A 13,923-nucleotide genomic window follows, 5' to 3' on the forward strand; every position below is an offset into this window, starting at 1 on the left:
GCCGGTCATCCCCTCGGGGTCGGCGGCCCAGTTGCGCCAGCGCAGCTTCTTGGGCAGCGGCGAGACGTACCCCTTCTCGGTGATCACGTACTCGTCCTCGCGGTCGTCGAAGATTTTCAGGAACAGCATCCACCCGATCTGGCTGATCCGCTGGGCGTCCCCGTCCACGCCCACGTCCTTGCGCATGATGTCCTGGATGGTCTTGATGACGGTGCTGATCGACATGAGTTATCGAACCTCTTTGCTAGGCGCTGTAGATCTCGTGTTCCAGCTCGCGGATGGCGGTGTCGAAGCCGTCCTTGCCGCCGAACAGCTTGACGATCTCGACGGGCGTGCCGAAGTCGGAGAGCGGCTTCACGTTGAGCACGGACGGGTCCTCGATGTTCTCGATACCTTCGACCGCGTACTTTTCCAGCAGCACGCCGAGCACGGCGCGGGCTTGCTCGCCGAACCTCTCCCAGTAGTGGCGCTTCTTCACGTTCTCCGCGCGCTCCCGGCGGGTGAGCGGCGGCGCACCGAACGCGACGTGGCAGACGAGGTCGAACGGCTCGACCTCCTTGCCCACCTCGTCGGCGAGCGCCTCGAAGAACACTCCTTGCTGCTCCAGCTCCTCGATGATCGCCCGCTTGCGGTCGGCTCCGGTCCACGTCTTGAGGAAAGAGTCGAGGGAGGCGTAGCGCGTTTTCACGCGCTTCTTCGTGTAATCCTTCAGCGACTCGGTGATCAGCTTGCCGTCCGCGCCGTAGTACTGGACGCGCTCGGCGACCACCGACACCCGCACGTCGTCCACCACGTACTTCTGGCGCGGATGGTGCGCGGGATCGGAGGGATCGGAGTGGGACGGGTGGGACGGGTCGGACAGGTGGGACGGGTCTTCTCCGACGCCAACTGGCGGGCCGTCGGCGACGTCGGGCGGCACGATCGGGCCGCTCTCCGGCGGAAAGTAGATCTGGACAGGGTCGCCGTCGAAGTTCGGGTCCGCGAACAGCTCGGTCGCCTTTTTGAAGTCCATGATCGTGAACCATAGCTTGTCGTGGTCCTCGCGGATGCGCGTGCCCCGGCCGATGATCTGTTTGAAGTCGGTCATCGACTGGATGCGCTGGTCGAGCACGATCAGCTTGCACGTCTGCGCGTCCACGCCGGTGGACATCAGCTTCGACGTCGTTGCGATCACCGGGTAGCGAACCTCGGGGTCGATGAAGTTGTCGAGCTCCTTCTTCCCCTCGTCGTTGTCGCCGGTGATCCGCATCACGTACTTCGGGTTCTTGGCGGCGAGGTCGGCGTTCAGGTTGACCAGCTCCTGACGCATGCGCTCGGCGTGGTCGATGTCGTCGCAGAACACGATCGTCTTGGCGAGCCTGTCGCCGCTCTCCTTGAGGAAACGGGTCACCTTCTCGGCCACGAGCCGCGTGCGCTTCTCGAGCACGAGCGTGCGGTCGAAGTCGCGCTGGTTGTAGACTCGGTCCTCGATCTCCACGCCGTGCTTGTCGAGCTTCCCGGCCTCGGGCCGCCACCCCTCCAGGTCCTTGTCGAAGTCGATGCGCACCACCTTGTACGGCGCGAGGAAGCCGTCCTCGATCCCCTGCTTGAGCGAGTAGGTGAACACCGGCTCGCCGAAGTACGCGAGGTTCGAGACGTCCTTGGTCTCCTTGGGCGTGGCCGTGAGGCCGATCTGCGTGGCCGCCGAGAAGTAGTCGAGGATCTCGTGCCAGGCCTTGGCCTCGTTCGCGCTGCCTCGGTGACACTCGTCCACGACGATCAGGTCGAAGAAGTCGGGCGAGAACTCCTTGTAGATGTTCTGCTCTTCCTCGGTGCCGGTGACCGCCTGGTAGAGCGAGAGGTACACCTCGTACGACTTGTCCACCTTGCGGCCCGCGATCTTGGTCATCACCTTGCCGAACGGCTTGAAGTCGTTCGTGCGCGTCTGATCCACGAGGATGTTGCGGTCGGCGAGGAACAGAATTCGCTTCTTGAGGCCCGACTTCCACAGCCGCCAGATGATCTGGAACGCCACGAACGTCTTGCCCGTGCCGGTCGCCATGACGAGCAGGATGCGGTCCTGCCCGCTCGCAGCCGCTTCCACGGCGCGGTTGATCGCCTGCATCTGGTAGTAGCGCGGCACCTTGGCAGAGAGGTCGGTGTGGTAGTCCTGGGTGACGATCCGCTCGGTCCTCGCGTCGAGCCCCTTGAACCGCCGCCAGCGGTCGAAGAGGAAGTCCGGCGACGGGAAGCGATCGAGCGCGATCTCCTCTTCCATGATGCCGCCGAGCGCCGCCGCCGTGGCGTCGTGGAACAGGAACCGATCCCCGTTCGAGGAGAAGACGAACGGCACGTCGAGCATCTCCGCGTAGCCGAGCGCCTGCTGCATCCCCGAGCCGACCGAGTGGGCGTTGTCCTTGGCCTCGACCACGGCGAGCGGCTGCCCGTGCTTGTGGAACAGGACGTAGTCCGCGAACTTCTTCTCGCCCCGCGTTTGCAGCTTGCCCCGGACGATCACCCGCCCGGCGGTCAGCGTGTACGAGCGCCGGATCTGCGCCTTGTCCCAGCCCGCCCCTTCGAGCGCCGGGGTCAGGTAGCGCAGGCAGATGTCCTCTTCGGAGAGCTTCTTCTTGTCTTCCTGCATCACGTCCGCCCCCGCCGAGCTCCCGACCTTCCGACCCTACCACCCCCTCCGGCCATTCCCTGTCCTGCCTCACGCCCGCCGGTCGTCTTCTGGTCCTTCGGATTATCGGTCAAACCGTATGATCGTACAACGACCGATGTCGTGTCCGCCTTCGCTCGCTGCGCGAGCTTCGGCGTGATCGTCGACCGCCGAAGTCGAAGGTCCAAGATCACGCCGTAGCCCGCAGGGCGTAGGCGGACACGTCACGCAGGGCGATTCATGAATCGCCCCTACTACGGGGTGTAGCAGCAGACCTTGGGATCGTCGCAGGCGTATTCGGTCGCCTCGACGCCACCGCCCGCGGTGCAGCTGGATAGCGGCGTGCACTCGTACTCGGGCAGCTCCTCGGGGCACGGCTCGAGCTCCGTGTCGGTGTCCGTGTCGGTGTCGGTATCGGTGTCAGTGTCGGAATCGGTGTCGCTGTCGGTGTCGGTGTCAGTATCGGTGTCCGTGTCGGTATCCGTGTCGCTGTCGACATCCGTGTCGGTGTCCGTATCGGTGTCGGAATCCACGTCAGTATCCGTGTCGCCGTCTGCGTCCGCGTCCGTCTGCGCGCTCGAGTAGCACAGGTGATCCTCGAGATCGCACACCCACTCACTCGGGCAATCCGAATCCTCATCGCACACGAACTGCCCCTCTTGCGGCACGAGCTTGCACGTCGTCACCCCGCAGACGATCGCCGCCGCGACGAGAGCGAGAACGGTCGTTCGCGGAGCGCCCATGGACTACGGCTGTCGCTCGTAGGCGCCCATGTCGGCGTATTCGAAGCACTCGGGCGGGACCGCGAGGTCGCACTCGTAGGCGTTCGTCGCAGCTGGATCGTCCCAGCGGCTCTGCCCGTCAAGGTCGAGCTCGGGCGCCGCGTCGCCGTCCGCCGCGTCGATGCACGGGGACGTCGAGGACAGGCGGTAGTCGATGACGCCGTACGGATCACCGGCCGTGACGGCAAGGGTGGCGTCGCCCCAGACGTAGACGGTGTTCGAGCTGTTGCCGACGACCCAGTAGAAAGCTCCCGTCGCCGTGTCCGCATCGACGATCCGCCCGACGAACGCGCCCGGCGTCCAGCTCTTGCCCGTGTGCACGAGGGCGGTCCGGAACGTCGCCCCGTCGTAGGTCACGCCCGTCCAGTTGCCGGAGGCGCCGGTCGGGACGCCGGCGAACGCGGGCGACAGGTCGATGTTGCCGGTCCCGGTGATCGCCTCGAGATCGGAGTACGTCGCCGCGATCGCCGCGGAGCTCACCGCGACGAGATCTCCCGCCGGCGCGCCGTTGTCCTTGACGATGCTCCCGACGAAGGTCAAGGACGCGCTCGCGCCGGTCGCGTACGCGGCGTCGCCGCTCGTCGCCGCCGAGTTGGCCACGAACGTGGAGCTCACGACCTCGACGGCGCTCGTCCCGTCGACGTACAGGGCGCCGCCGGTCGGGGCCGTGTTGCCGACGAAGAGACTGTCCTCGATGACCGGCGCGCCGCCCCGCACCGCGATCGCGGCGCCGCCCGCCTGCGCCACGTTCTCGAGGAAGGCGCAGCGCGCGATGGTCGGCGAGTAGCCGTTGATCAGGAGCCCCGCGCCGTACCGATTGGCAACCGCCCCCTGCGCGTTGCCGTCCATGACGACGAAGCCGTCGAGGCGCGCGTTGTCCGCGGCACCGGTCACGACGTGCATCACGCGCTCTGCGCCCCCGGGACCGGACCGGCCGCTCAGGATCGTGGCGTTCTGCTCGAGATCCCGATCGTCGGCCGCTGCCTCCGCGCCCGCGAAGCCGCCGAAGACATCGACTGTCGGCTCGAGCTGGACGGTGTCGGTGTTCGCCGTCGAATAGACGTAGTGGATGCCGGCCTTGACCCAAACGGCGCACCGCCCGCCGAGCGCCGTGGGCGCGGCGAGCGCCGCCGCATCGATCCCGGCCTGGACCGTGAGGAAGGCGTCCGTCCACGACGAGCCGTCCGCGGCTCCGGTCGCAACGGCATCGACGTAAACCACGCACTCCACGGGCTCGGTGTCGGTGTCCGCGTCGGTGTCCGTGTCCGTGTCGGTGTCTGTGTCCGTGTCGGTATCGGTGTCCGTGTCGGTGTCCGTGTCGGTGTCCGTATCCGTGTCGGTGTCCGTGTCGGTGTCCGTATCCGTGTCGGTGTCGGTATCGGTGTCCGTGTCGGTATCGGTGTCCGTGTCTGTGTCCGTATCGGTGTCGGTATCCGTATCCGTATCGATATCCGTATCCGTGTCGGTGTCCGTGTCGGAATGGCAGAAGCCGTCCTCGCCGCACTCCCACCCGGGCGGACATCCGTCCTCGCAGCTGAACTGCCCGTCCTGCGGAGTCAGCGTGCAGGCGGCGACGAGCGCCGCTGCCGCGAGCATGATCCAGCCAGCCATCGGAGTCGCACGGCGCATCAGAACGTCCCTCCCACGACGAGGCCGCCGATTCCGGGATACACCGCGACCTCGACCGCCGCGGCATCTCCGTTCGGCTCTTCGCCCTTGTTCCCCACGGCGACCATCACGATCCCGGCGACGAGCGCGGCGCCGCCGACCGCGAAGCACACGATCGCCCCGGTCTGCAGCCCCGCCAGGGCGTCCCGCTTGTCCTGGAACTCGGGCCAGCTGTCCGTGTCCTCGCCGTCCTTCTTGGCCTTCGCCGCGAGCCCCGCGAGCACCGCGCCCGTAACGACGCCGGCGCCGCCCACTGCCAACGCGACGTAGCCCGGAACGAGGAGCGGCGATCCGTCATCGCCCTTCGGCTCGGGCTCGGGTTTCACCTCGGGCTCCGGCTTCGGCTCGGGCTTCACCTCGGGCTCCGGCTTCGGCTCGGGCCTCACTTCCGGCTCCGGCTTCTCCGCCGGGGGCGCTTTCGCGAGCTCCGCCTCGAGCGCGGCGACCCGCGCCTGCGCGAAGGTCGCCTTCTCCGCCTCGGGGGTCGCGGCGACCGCGCGCTTGTAGAGATCGAGCGCCTCCGGCTTGTTGTCCGCGAGCTCGGCCGCGCGGGCGGCGTTCATCATCGTGGCCGGGTGCTCGAACATCCGCAGCGAGCAGTTGAACGCGCCGAGCGCCTCGGTGAAGAGCTCCTCCTTCACGAGCGTCTCGGCCTTCCTGAACCACTCCTTCGCGACGCCGCGCGCCTTGCTCGCGCTGGCGGGACGCTCGGGGCACGCCGGGGAGATCGTTTCCGCGATGGACGCGCTCGAGAAACAGATGACGCAGATCCCGATGACGATGGCGGCCGCCTCAGTCGAACGGGTTCGACTCCCAGCCGCCCTTCTTGCCCTTCTTCTTTCCACTCTTGCCGCCGCTCTTCTTCTCTTCGGGTTTCGGTGCCGAGTCCGCCTGCACGGCCTCGCCGGCCTTCTCGACCTCGAGCGCCTTGAGCGCCACGTCGATCGCCTGATTCTTGTCGAAAACGACGACGAGGTCCAGCGTGACGTAGCCCTCGGCCGATATTTCGAAGTGGCCGGCCGCGCTGGTCTTGGGGTGCGATACGGGCGGCGTCGCCGGCTCTCCGTCGACGAGCACCCGGGCGCCTGCGGGCAGGCCGCGCAGCTCGATCGTGACGCTCTCCTCGATCGCCGGGGCCGCGGCGTCCGCGGCGTTCCACCCGTTGGCGACCGCGCCGGCCGGCTTCGCCTCCGCTCCGTCCGAGCCGCCGGCGAACAGCGCGAGCGTCACGCCGGCCACGAGCACGCCGAACACGACCACGAGCGCCAGGGGCACGAGCATGCGCTTCCTGCGCTTCCGGGACATCCCGTCGAGGATCGCGCGCTCCTCCTCGGGGATGTCCGAGGTGTGCGCCAGTGGGTCGCTCCGGCGTCGGACGCCGCTCCCCGGGGTCGAGAAGAGCAGCATCCGCGAGCCGGGCATCGGCGTGACCGGGATCCCCTTCATCGTCTTGAAGACGACGGTGCTCATGCTCTCGGTCGAGGAGCTCTCGATGAACGGTGTCAGATCCTCGAGCATCGCCGCGGCGCTCCCGTAGCGCAGGTCGCGATCCTTCTGCATCGCCTTCTCGACGATCGCGACGAGCTCCGCCGGGAGCTCCGGGACGAGCTCCAGTATCGGCTTCGGCGCCTCGAGCAGGATCTTGCCGAGCACCTCGTTGTAGTTCTCGCCGGTGTACGGGAGGGAGCCGGTGAGCATCTCGTAGAGGATGACCCCCACGCCCCAGATGTCGATGCGCGCGTCCACGTCGCGCGCGCCCCGGGCCTGCTCCGGCGAGAGGTAGTACGGCGTCCCCACGACGTCGCCGTCGCGCGTCAGCCCGAGCCCGTGCGTGCCGGTGGTGCCGACCTTCGCGATGCCGAAGTCGAGCAGCTTGACCTCCTGCCGATCGCGCGAGTCCACGGCCAGGAACACGTTGTCCGACTTGAGGTCGCGGTGCACGATCCCCTTCTCGTGCGCCGCCCGGAGCGCCGACAGGACCTGCGCCGCGACCGCCGCCGCGGCCGTGGGCTCGAGCCGCTTCTCGCAGTCGATGCAGTCCGCGAGGCTGATCCCCTTGAGCAGCTCCATCACGATGTAGACGGTGTCGTCCTCCTCGCGGCCGACGTCGTAGATGTCGATGATGTTCGGGTGCCCGATCGCGCTCGCGGCCTTCGCCTCGCGGAAGAAGCGCTCCACGGTCTCGGGCCTGGAGACGAACTCGGGCGCCAGGATCTTGAGCGCGACGCGCCGCGAGATCACGATGTGCTCGGCCTCGTAGACCGTGCCCATGCCGCCGACGCCGATGACCCGGACGATGCGGTACTTGCGGTCGAGGACCTTGCCTATGAGGTCACTGCTCATCGGAGCTCTGCCCACGCCCCCCGGGCCGGATCACGCGCCGACGGTCCTACTCAAGCAAAAAACCGCGGCGAACACAAGCGCTCAACCGCGCTTCGAAAACTGCACGTAATCGGCGAGCTTGGCGAGATCGTACGGCTTCTCGATGAAGCCGCAGGCGCCGTTCCGCAGGAGCTCGTCGACCTTGCCCTCCCGGGAGTAGCCGGAGGAGACGAGGACCGGGACGTCGGGATCGATCTGCCGGATGCGCCGCAGCGCCTCTTCGCCGTCCATGACCGGCATGATCACGTCGAGGAGGACGAGCGAGATGCGCTCCTTCTCCGACGCGACGAGCTCGACCGCCGCCGCGCCGTTCTCGGCCTCGAGCACGCGGTAGCCGATCTTCTCGAGCACGCGCCGCGCCGAGCGCCGCACGAGCTCCTCGTCGTCGACGAGCAGGATCGTCCCCTCCGTCAGCGCCTCGGCGTCGGCCTCGTCGCCGCGCAGCTCGACGCTCGCCGAGCGGGCGCGCGGCAGGTAGATGGAGACCGACGTCCCCCGCCCCGGGGCGCTGTCGATCGTCACCATGCCGCCGTGGTTCGTGATCGTGCCGTAGACCATGGACAGCCCGAGCCCCGTGCCCTCGTCGCGCGGCTTGGTCGAGAAGAACGGCTCGAAGGCGTGGCGCCTCGTCTCCTCGTCCATGCCCCTTCCCGTGTCCCGCACCTTGATCATGACGTAGGTCCCGGGCGCGAGCTTCGGCCACTGCTCGAGCTCCGAAAGCCCGAGGTAGACCTTGCGCGTCGTCACCACGAGCTCGCCCCCGTCGGGCATCGCCTCGGTGGCGTTGATGCAAACGTTCATCACGGCGTGGGCGATCTGGCCGAAGTCCCCCTCGACGGGCGGGATCTCGTCGTCGAACTCGAGCAGCCACACGATCCGCCGCGGCGTCGTTCGGGACAGGAGCGCGTGCGCCTCCTGCGCGACGTCGTTGAGGGAGATCATGTCCTTCACGTACTTCCCCTCGCGGGCGAAGCCGAGGAGGTTCCGGGTCAGATCGCGTCCCCGCCGCGTCGCGCTGAGGATGTCCTCGACGTCGCGGTACCGCTTGTCGTCCGGGCTCATCTCCTCGCGCAGGACCGACGCGAGGCTCATGATCGCGCCGAGGACGTTGTTCATGTCGTGCGCCACGCCTCCGGCCAAGAGCCCGAGCGACTCCATCTTCTGTCCCTTGCGGAGCTGCTCGACCATGCTCTTCCGCGTGCTGCTCGAGGTCGTCTCGGCGTTCTTCTCGAGCTCGCGGCGCATCATGCGCGTCAGCTCGCGCTGATCGTCGAGCTCGCGCTCGAGCTCGGCGATGCGCCGGCACAGGCGGCCGACCTCGGTCAGCATCTTCTGCCGCGACTCGTCCTTCTGCTCTTCGTCCTGCATGACCCCTCGCGGTCGAACACTCACGACGTGTACCGAAAGAATGAGTGTACCGACTTTTGTCGTTTCACGCACGAGGTGGGATGAAAATCCCCAGCCAAGCGCTTAGAGTCGGGCGCGCTTTCGAAACAGGATCTCGAGGCGATCCTTCTCACCGCCCGCCCGCAAGACGAGGACGTCGCCCGGCTCGGCGCCCTTCGGCGCGTCGACGATCGCGCGAACGCGCACCACGTCGCCGGCGCGGACGAGCCGCGCGATGAACCGCTGCGTCCCCTTCTTGCCGTACGTCCCGGCCTCCTCGGCGCCGCCCGCCGCCGCGAGCCGCTTGTCGTCGGCCGCCACCCAGGCGCGTCCGGTGCCATCCTCGAGGAAGAACCCCACGGCCCGCTCCTCCGCGCTGATCGGAATCCACATCTTCCGACCCTTGCCGCGCGCGCCACGATCCCACTTGTCGACGAGCAAGTGGTAGTACACGCACTTGAGCTGCGTCCCGGGGACGCCGATCTCCTTCGCCGGAACGACGCGCCCCTCGACGACGCGCTCCTCTCCCTCCCTGAGCGCTTCGATCTTCGTCCGCTTCTTCAACCACAGGAACATTCGACACCTCAGAGGTCGCCCGCGCGGGTCATCGGCCTTCGCCTTCTCCCCACGAGGCGACCGGGCCCTCGTAGGAGAACTCGATATGGAGCTGCGGCGCGCCGTCGATGTCCCGCACCCGCGTCACGACGATCCAGATGCCGTCCTTCACCGGGATCTGCTTCCTCGCCTCGACGAGCCCGCCGTCTTCGTCCGGGCTCACGGCACGGACCGTGATGTCGTCGCGCGCAGTCTGCGCCGCGATGTAGTGGTAGTCTGCGGATTCTTCCCCGCTGCTCGAGCGGAACGAGCCGTACACGATCGGCTTCCCGTCGACCACGATCTTGATCTCGGCGTCGCGGGTCCGGTCGTCCTGATTCGCCACCGAGAAGAAGACGGCACGGCCGCAGCGGGAGGGCTGTTCGTCGACGGCCTTCGTGCCGATGCCTCCGCACGCCGCGGCGATCAACGCGACCGCGCACGCCGCGCTCGCGGATCGACCCCTCACGGCGTCCCTCCGTCGGCGACCTCGCCCGTCAGCGCGAGCATCGCCGCCGCGCCCGTGGCGCCGAAGTCGGAGCTGTAGGCGTGCCCCGCGCCCTTCATGTCGACGAAGATCGCGCGGATCCCCGCGGCGCGCAACTCGGGAATCGCCGCGCGCGCAGCCCTCCTCCTCCCCGGTGCGCTCATGGCGAGGCCGACGCCCGTGACGCCGGCCCGACGCAGCGAGGCGATGCGTTTCGAATCGAGCTTCTCCACGCCGCCCTCGACGAAGAAGACGTAGGAGTACTTCCCGGGGCTGGACTCGACGAGCCCCGGCGCGAGGATCGCGCCGAGGGAGAAGCCGACGAGCACCGTCGCCTCGCGCGTGACCCGCCCGGGATAGCGCGCCTCGAGCGCCGCGAGCCCGGCCTCGATCTCGGCCGCGACGCGCGCCGCACCCTTGTAGGTCCAGCGATCCTCCGCGAGCGTGGCCCACGGCGTGCGGACTCCGCGCGGGCACAGCACGAACCCGTAGGACGACGCGACCTCGCCCCAGAGATCGCACTCCCACTCCGGGCGGTCGAAGTTGCCGTGCAGCACGATCACGACCGGGCGCGGCCACGTCGCCTCGCCCGACGGTCCGACGTGCGACGCGGGCGCGAAGCCGGGCACCTCCAGCGGTTCCGGTCGCGCCGGCGGCGGCGGTCCGGGCGGCAACGGATCCGCGGGCCGAACGGGGACCTCCCGTGCGATCACCGCGCCTGCGTCCGGGCTCGCGAACGGTTTCTCCGAAGGGCCGGCGCCCGGCGGCGGATCCGGGGGCTGGCCGGAGCGCTGCGGCCCCTGCAGGCAGGCGGTCGCCAGCGCGAATGCGAGCGCGACGACGACGAGGCGTTTCACGGGGTGCCGAGGTTCTGGGTCCAGTAGTTCGTCCAGTCGCTGCCGTCGACCGCGGCGAAGCCGACGCCCGTCTCGGTCGCGGCCGGGTTCATCAGCTTGGCGCAGTGTTCGCCCGAGCTCATCCAGCGATCGAACGCGCCCTCCGCGGTCGAGTAGCCCGCAGCGATGTTCTCGCCGAGCGCGAACCCTTCGTACCCGGCGTTCATGACCCTCTCGAACTCGTCCTCGCCGAGCGGCCCGTCCGGGCTGTCGTGGCTGAAGTAGTTCCGCTCGCCCATGTCGAGGCTGTGCACGCGCGCCGCACACCGCAAGTGCGGCTCCATGGCGAGCGGCGCCGTCGCCTCGAACACGCCCGCGTCTCCGCACTCGGCCCCCGCTGCGCGCGCCTCGTTCACGAGGCCCACGAGCTGACCCTCGAGCGCGGCCCATTCTGGCGGCCAGCCCTCGGCCGACGGGTGGCACTCCTCGGCGGGATCCCCCGCGTCGGCGTCCGTATCGGCGTCCGTGTCCGTGTCGGAATCCCCGTCCGTCCCCCCGTCGAACGGCGCGACCTGCTCGCCCTTGCAGCCGACCGTCCAGAGCGCCGCCGCCGCCGCAACCGCCAAAGCGAATCTCATGCCCCCACCTCCTCCGAAAGAACTCATGGCGGAAAGTGTAGCACGCCGGTGACGGGTGCTGGAAGGATCAGCTGCGCGCGCCGGATCCTCCTGGTCTCCCGCGCGCGTGCCGACGCTGCCGCCTCGGGGCGCCGATCCGTGCGTCCGATCCCGCGGGCGCCGCCTCGGCAGGCCAGCGCGTGACGTGCTCCCGGATCGCGCCCGGCAGCCTGCGCCGGGTCGCGCCGCAGGTGTCGTCGGCGATCGCGTCCGCGACGTCGCCCTTCGGGAGCCCGCAAAACTCCGTGAGATGCTCGAAGAGGAGCGCCGCGAGCCGTGGCAGCGCGATCCCGACGGGCGCCCCGACGCGCGCGTGCAGGAAGTCCGCGAACCCGACGAGGGCGCGAAACGGCGACGGCGCGTCGAGCAGCAACGCGGAGGTCTTCGGAAAGCGGCCGCTGTTGCACACGAGATCGTGAACGCGCGCGGCGCGCTTCAGGCGCTGCATGGCCGCAAAGTCGACCGCCGAGGTACTGAGGACGTCGTAGGGCGGCGTCTCGCGGTAGGCCATCCCGTACGCCGCATCGTGCCGCGCGATGCGGGCGCCGCGCAGCCGCTTGAGCACGCCGATCTGGATCTCGTGGACGCCCGTCCGGCGCAGGCGATCGAAGCTCTCCGCGATCCCCTCGAACCCCTCGCCCGGGAGGCCGGCGATGAGATCCGCGTGGACGTGGGTGCGTGTCCCCTCCACGAGCCCCCGGATCGCGGCCTCGACGCGCGCGCCGTCCTGGCGGCGCCCGACGCGGGACGCCACCGCGTCGGAAAGGCTCTGGACTCCCGCCTCGAGCTGCACGGCGCCCGCCGGGAAACTGGCGATCCGCTCGAGCAGCGGCGGCGGGATCGCGCCGGGGAAGATCTCGAGGTGGACGAAGGCGCCCTCCCCCGCCCTCTCGAGGAAGAAGTCGAGGAGCCCCGTCGTCACCCCGTGCTCCACCGATCTGTCGACGAACTTGAACCGACGTGCGCCGCGCTCCCACAGCGACTCCACCGCCGCGAGCACGCGCTCCTCCGGGAACCGGCGCGCGCCCGGAGCGACGCTCGAGAGGCAGAACTCGCAGCCGTTCGGGCAGCCGCGCGAGGCTTCAACATAGATCGTTCGCTGCGCGAGATCCGCGTCGGTGTACTCGCCGTACGGGAGAGCGACGGCCGCGAGGTCGGGCGGCTCGGCGGCGACGAGGTGCGGGACAGGCGCCGCGGCCAGCAGGCGGCGCGCCACGTCCGCGAACGCGAGATCCGCCTCGCCGTGCACGACCACGTCCGCGAGCGCCGCGAGCGGCGGCAGATCGCCCGGGCAGATCACCTCCGGCCCGCCGACCACCAGGCGAAGATCCGGCGCCACCTGCCGGAGGATCGACGCGATCTCCGTGAGCAGCTGGACGCTCCACACGAACGTCGACATCCCGACGACGCGCGGAGAGGACGCCAGGATCCGCTCCGCGACGTCCGCCGGGCGATCGTCGATCGTCACCTCGAGGAGCGCGGTTCGCGGTCGCAGGTCCCCGAGGTTGGCGAGCAGGCAGCGCGGCCCGAGGGCCGTGTGCCCGTACCGCGCGTTCGCCGCCACGAGGACGATGTCCGTCATGGGTCCAGCCATAGCGCAGATCCCGGCCGACCCCAAGCGGCGCTTGCCGCGGCCGCCTCTGAGGGGCAAAGTGGCGTTCGAGGAGGCACGAACATGCGGACCTGCCCGATCACCGCCGCGCTCGCCGCGGCGCTCGCTCTCGCGTGCGCGAGGACCGGAGGGAAAGCCGTGACGGCCGACGGAGAACCGATCGCCCCGAAGACGACCCAGGAGACCGCCCCCGGCGTCGGCGCGCCCCTGCCGCCGTTCGACCCCGCGAAGCCCGTCGCCCTGCTGCCCCCTCGGCTCGGCTGGGACGCCCCGCTCATGCATGCGCTGGAGGCGCGCCGTTCGACCCGGAGCTTCGCGTCCGATCCGCTCGACCTGCGGACCCTGTCGGACCTCCTCTGGGCGGCGACCGGCGTCAACCGCGCCGCGGCGGGCCAGCGCACGGCGCCCACGGCCCGGGACAGGCGCGATCTCGACGTCTACGCCGCCACCGCCGGCGGCCTCTACCGCTACGCCCCCGAGAGTCACGCGCTCCTGCCGATCTCCTCCGAGGACGTGCGGGCCGCGACCGGCGTGCAGGAGTTCGCCGCGATCGCCCCGCTCGGCCTCGTCTACGTTTCCGATCTCGCGAAGATCGCCGGCGACGCACGCGAGGATCGGCTCCTGTTCGCGGGCGCCCACGCCGGGTTCGTGTCGCAAAACGTTTACCTCTACTGCGCTGCGGCCGGGCTCGCGACCGTGGTCCGCGCGTACGTCGACAAGCCGAGCCTCGCCGCGGCCATGGGCCTCGGGCCGGATCAGATGATCGTCCTCGCCCAGACCGTCGGGCACCCCGGCCCGGCGGCGCCGGAGGGCGGCCACTGAATCCCGTTGGCGTGAACGCGGTCCCAGTGTTAGTGC

Annotated in this window: 13 protein-coding genes; 1 reads left to right on the top strand and 12 read right to left on the bottom strand. The window is 69.4% G+C overall.

The window, feature by feature from the left end; all coding sequences use genetic code 11:
• The 12 genes from M0R80_18565 to M0R80_18620 all read right to left on the bottom strand — a co-directional run.
• Window positions 1–225 (bottom strand): type I restriction-modification system subunit M N-terminal domain-containing protein (locus M0R80_18565; protein MCK9461637.1); only part of this gene is annotated, 225 nt, incomplete at its 3' end.
• 19 nt (window positions 226–244) lie between these two features.
• On the bottom strand, window positions 245–2,623 hold the full coding sequence (locus tag M0R80_18570; protein MCK9461638.1) for a DEAD/DEAH box helicase family protein: 2,379 nt from the start codon (window positions 2,621–2,623) through the stop codon (window positions 245–247).
• 272 nt (window positions 2,624–2,895) lie between these two features.
• Window positions 2,896–3,384 carry a hypothetical protein gene (locus tag M0R80_18575; GenBank protein ID MCK9461639.1) on the bottom strand — a complete coding sequence of 163 codons (489 nt, stop codon included), beginning with the start codon at window positions 3,382–3,384 and terminating at the stop codon, window positions 2,896–2,898.
• 3 nt (window positions 3,385–3,387) lie between these two features.
• Window positions 3,388–5,052 carry a hypothetical protein gene (locus tag M0R80_18580; GenBank protein ID MCK9461640.1) on the bottom strand — a complete coding sequence of 555 codons (1,665 nt, stop codon included), beginning with the start codon at window positions 5,050–5,052 and terminating at the stop codon, window positions 3,388–3,390.
• The gene (locus M0R80_18585; protein ID MCK9461641.1) at window positions 5,052–5,936 is read right to left on the bottom strand and encodes a hypothetical protein; all 885 of its coding nucleotides are present in this window, start codon (window positions 5,934–5,936) and stop codon (window positions 5,052–5,054) included. The genes M0R80_18580 and M0R80_18585 overlap by 1 nt, the downstream gene beginning before the upstream one ends.
• Complete coding sequence (locus M0R80_18590) at window positions 5,884–7,434, bottom strand: serine/threonine protein kinase (GenBank protein ID MCK9461642.1); 1,551 nt, start codon at window positions 7,432–7,434, stop codon at window positions 5,884–5,886. The genes M0R80_18585 and M0R80_18590 overlap by 53 nt, the downstream gene beginning before the upstream one ends.
• A gap of 81 nt (window positions 7,435–7,515) precedes the next feature.
• On the bottom strand, window positions 7,516–8,841 hold the full coding sequence (locus M0R80_18595) for a response regulator (protein MCK9461643.1): 1,326 nt from the start codon (window positions 8,839–8,841) through the stop codon (window positions 7,516–7,518).
• A gap of 102 nt (window positions 8,842–8,943) precedes the next feature.
• Window positions 8,944–9,435, bottom strand: a complete 492-nt coding sequence (locus M0R80_18600; protein MCK9461644.1) for a hypothetical protein — start codon at window positions 9,433–9,435, stop codon at window positions 8,944–8,946.
• A 28-nt stretch (window positions 9,436–9,463) separates the two neighbouring features.
• Window positions 9,464–9,922 carry a hypothetical protein gene (locus M0R80_18605; protein MCK9461645.1) on the bottom strand — a complete coding sequence of 153 codons (459 nt, stop codon included), beginning with the start codon at window positions 9,920–9,922 and terminating at the stop codon, window positions 9,464–9,466.
• Window positions 9,919–10,797 carry a hypothetical protein gene (locus tag M0R80_18610; protein ID MCK9461646.1) on the bottom strand — a complete coding sequence of 293 codons (879 nt, stop codon included), beginning with the start codon at window positions 10,795–10,797 and terminating at the stop codon, window positions 9,919–9,921. Before M0R80_18610 ends, M0R80_18605 begins: the two co-directional genes overlap by 4 nt.
• Entirely contained in the window at window positions 10,794–11,414 is a 621-nt protein-coding gene (locus tag M0R80_18615; GenBank protein MCK9461647.1) for a CAP domain-containing protein, read from the bottom strand. Before M0R80_18615 ends, M0R80_18610 begins: the two co-directional genes overlap by 4 nt.
• Window positions 11,415–11,481: 67 nt before the next feature.
• A complete protein-coding gene (locus M0R80_18620; protein ID MCK9461648.1) occupies window positions 11,482–13,035 on the bottom strand; it encodes a DUF4080 domain-containing protein in 1,554 nt (517 codons plus the stop codon).
• Window positions 13,036–13,128: 93 nt separating this feature from the next.
• Between M0R80_18620 and M0R80_18625 the strand changes: the two genes are divergently transcribed.
• The gene (locus M0R80_18625; protein MCK9461649.1) at window positions 13,129–13,887 is read left to right on the top strand and encodes a SagB/ThcOx family dehydrogenase; all 759 of its coding nucleotides are present in this window, start codon (window positions 13,129–13,131) and stop codon (window positions 13,885–13,887) included.
• Window positions 13,888–13,923: the final 36 nt, after the last annotated feature.

This window comes from Pseudomonadota bacterium (genome assembly GCA_023229365.1).
Classification (GTDB): Bacteria; Myxococcota_A; Polyangia; order JAAYKL01; family JAAYKL01; genus JALNZK01.

What these genes read in the sequence shown, in the direction of transcription:
- M0R80_18570 (MCK9461638.1), bottom strand. Translation starts at nt 2,623, where the DNA reads ATGCAGGAAGACAAGAAGAAGCTCTCCGAAGAGGACATCTGCCTGCGC.
- M0R80_18575 (MCK9461639.1), bottom strand. Translation starts at nt 3,384, where the DNA reads ATGGGCGCTCCGCGAACGACCGTTCTCGCTCTCGTCGCGGCGGCGATC.
- M0R80_18580 (MCK9461640.1), bottom strand. Translation starts at nt 5,052, where the DNA reads ATGCGCCGTGCGACTCCGATGGCTGGCTGGATCATGCTCGCGGCAGCG.
- M0R80_18590 (MCK9461642.1), bottom strand. Translation starts at nt 7,434, where the DNA reads ATGAGCAGTGACCTCATAGGCAAGGTCCTCGACCGCAAGTACCGCATC.
- M0R80_18595 (MCK9461643.1), bottom strand. Translation starts at nt 8,841, where the DNA reads ATGCAGGACGAAGAGCAGAAGGACGAGTCGCGGCAGAAGATGCTGACC.
- M0R80_18600 (MCK9461644.1), bottom strand. Translation starts at nt 9,435, where the DNA reads ATGTTCCTGTGGTTGAAGAAGCGGACGAAGATCGAAGCGCTCAGGGAG.
- M0R80_18615 (MCK9461647.1), bottom strand. Translation starts at nt 11,414, where the DNA reads ATGAGATTCGCTTTGGCGGTTGCGGCGGCGGCGGCGCTCTGGACGGTC.
- M0R80_18620 (MCK9461648.1), bottom strand. Translation starts at nt 13,035, where the DNA reads ATGACGGACATCGTCCTCGTGGCGGCGAACGCGCGGTACGGGCACACG.
- M0R80_18625 (MCK9461649.1), top strand. Translation starts at nt 13,129, where the DNA reads ATGCGGACCTGCCCGATCACCGCCGCGCTCGCCGCGGCGCTCGCTCTC.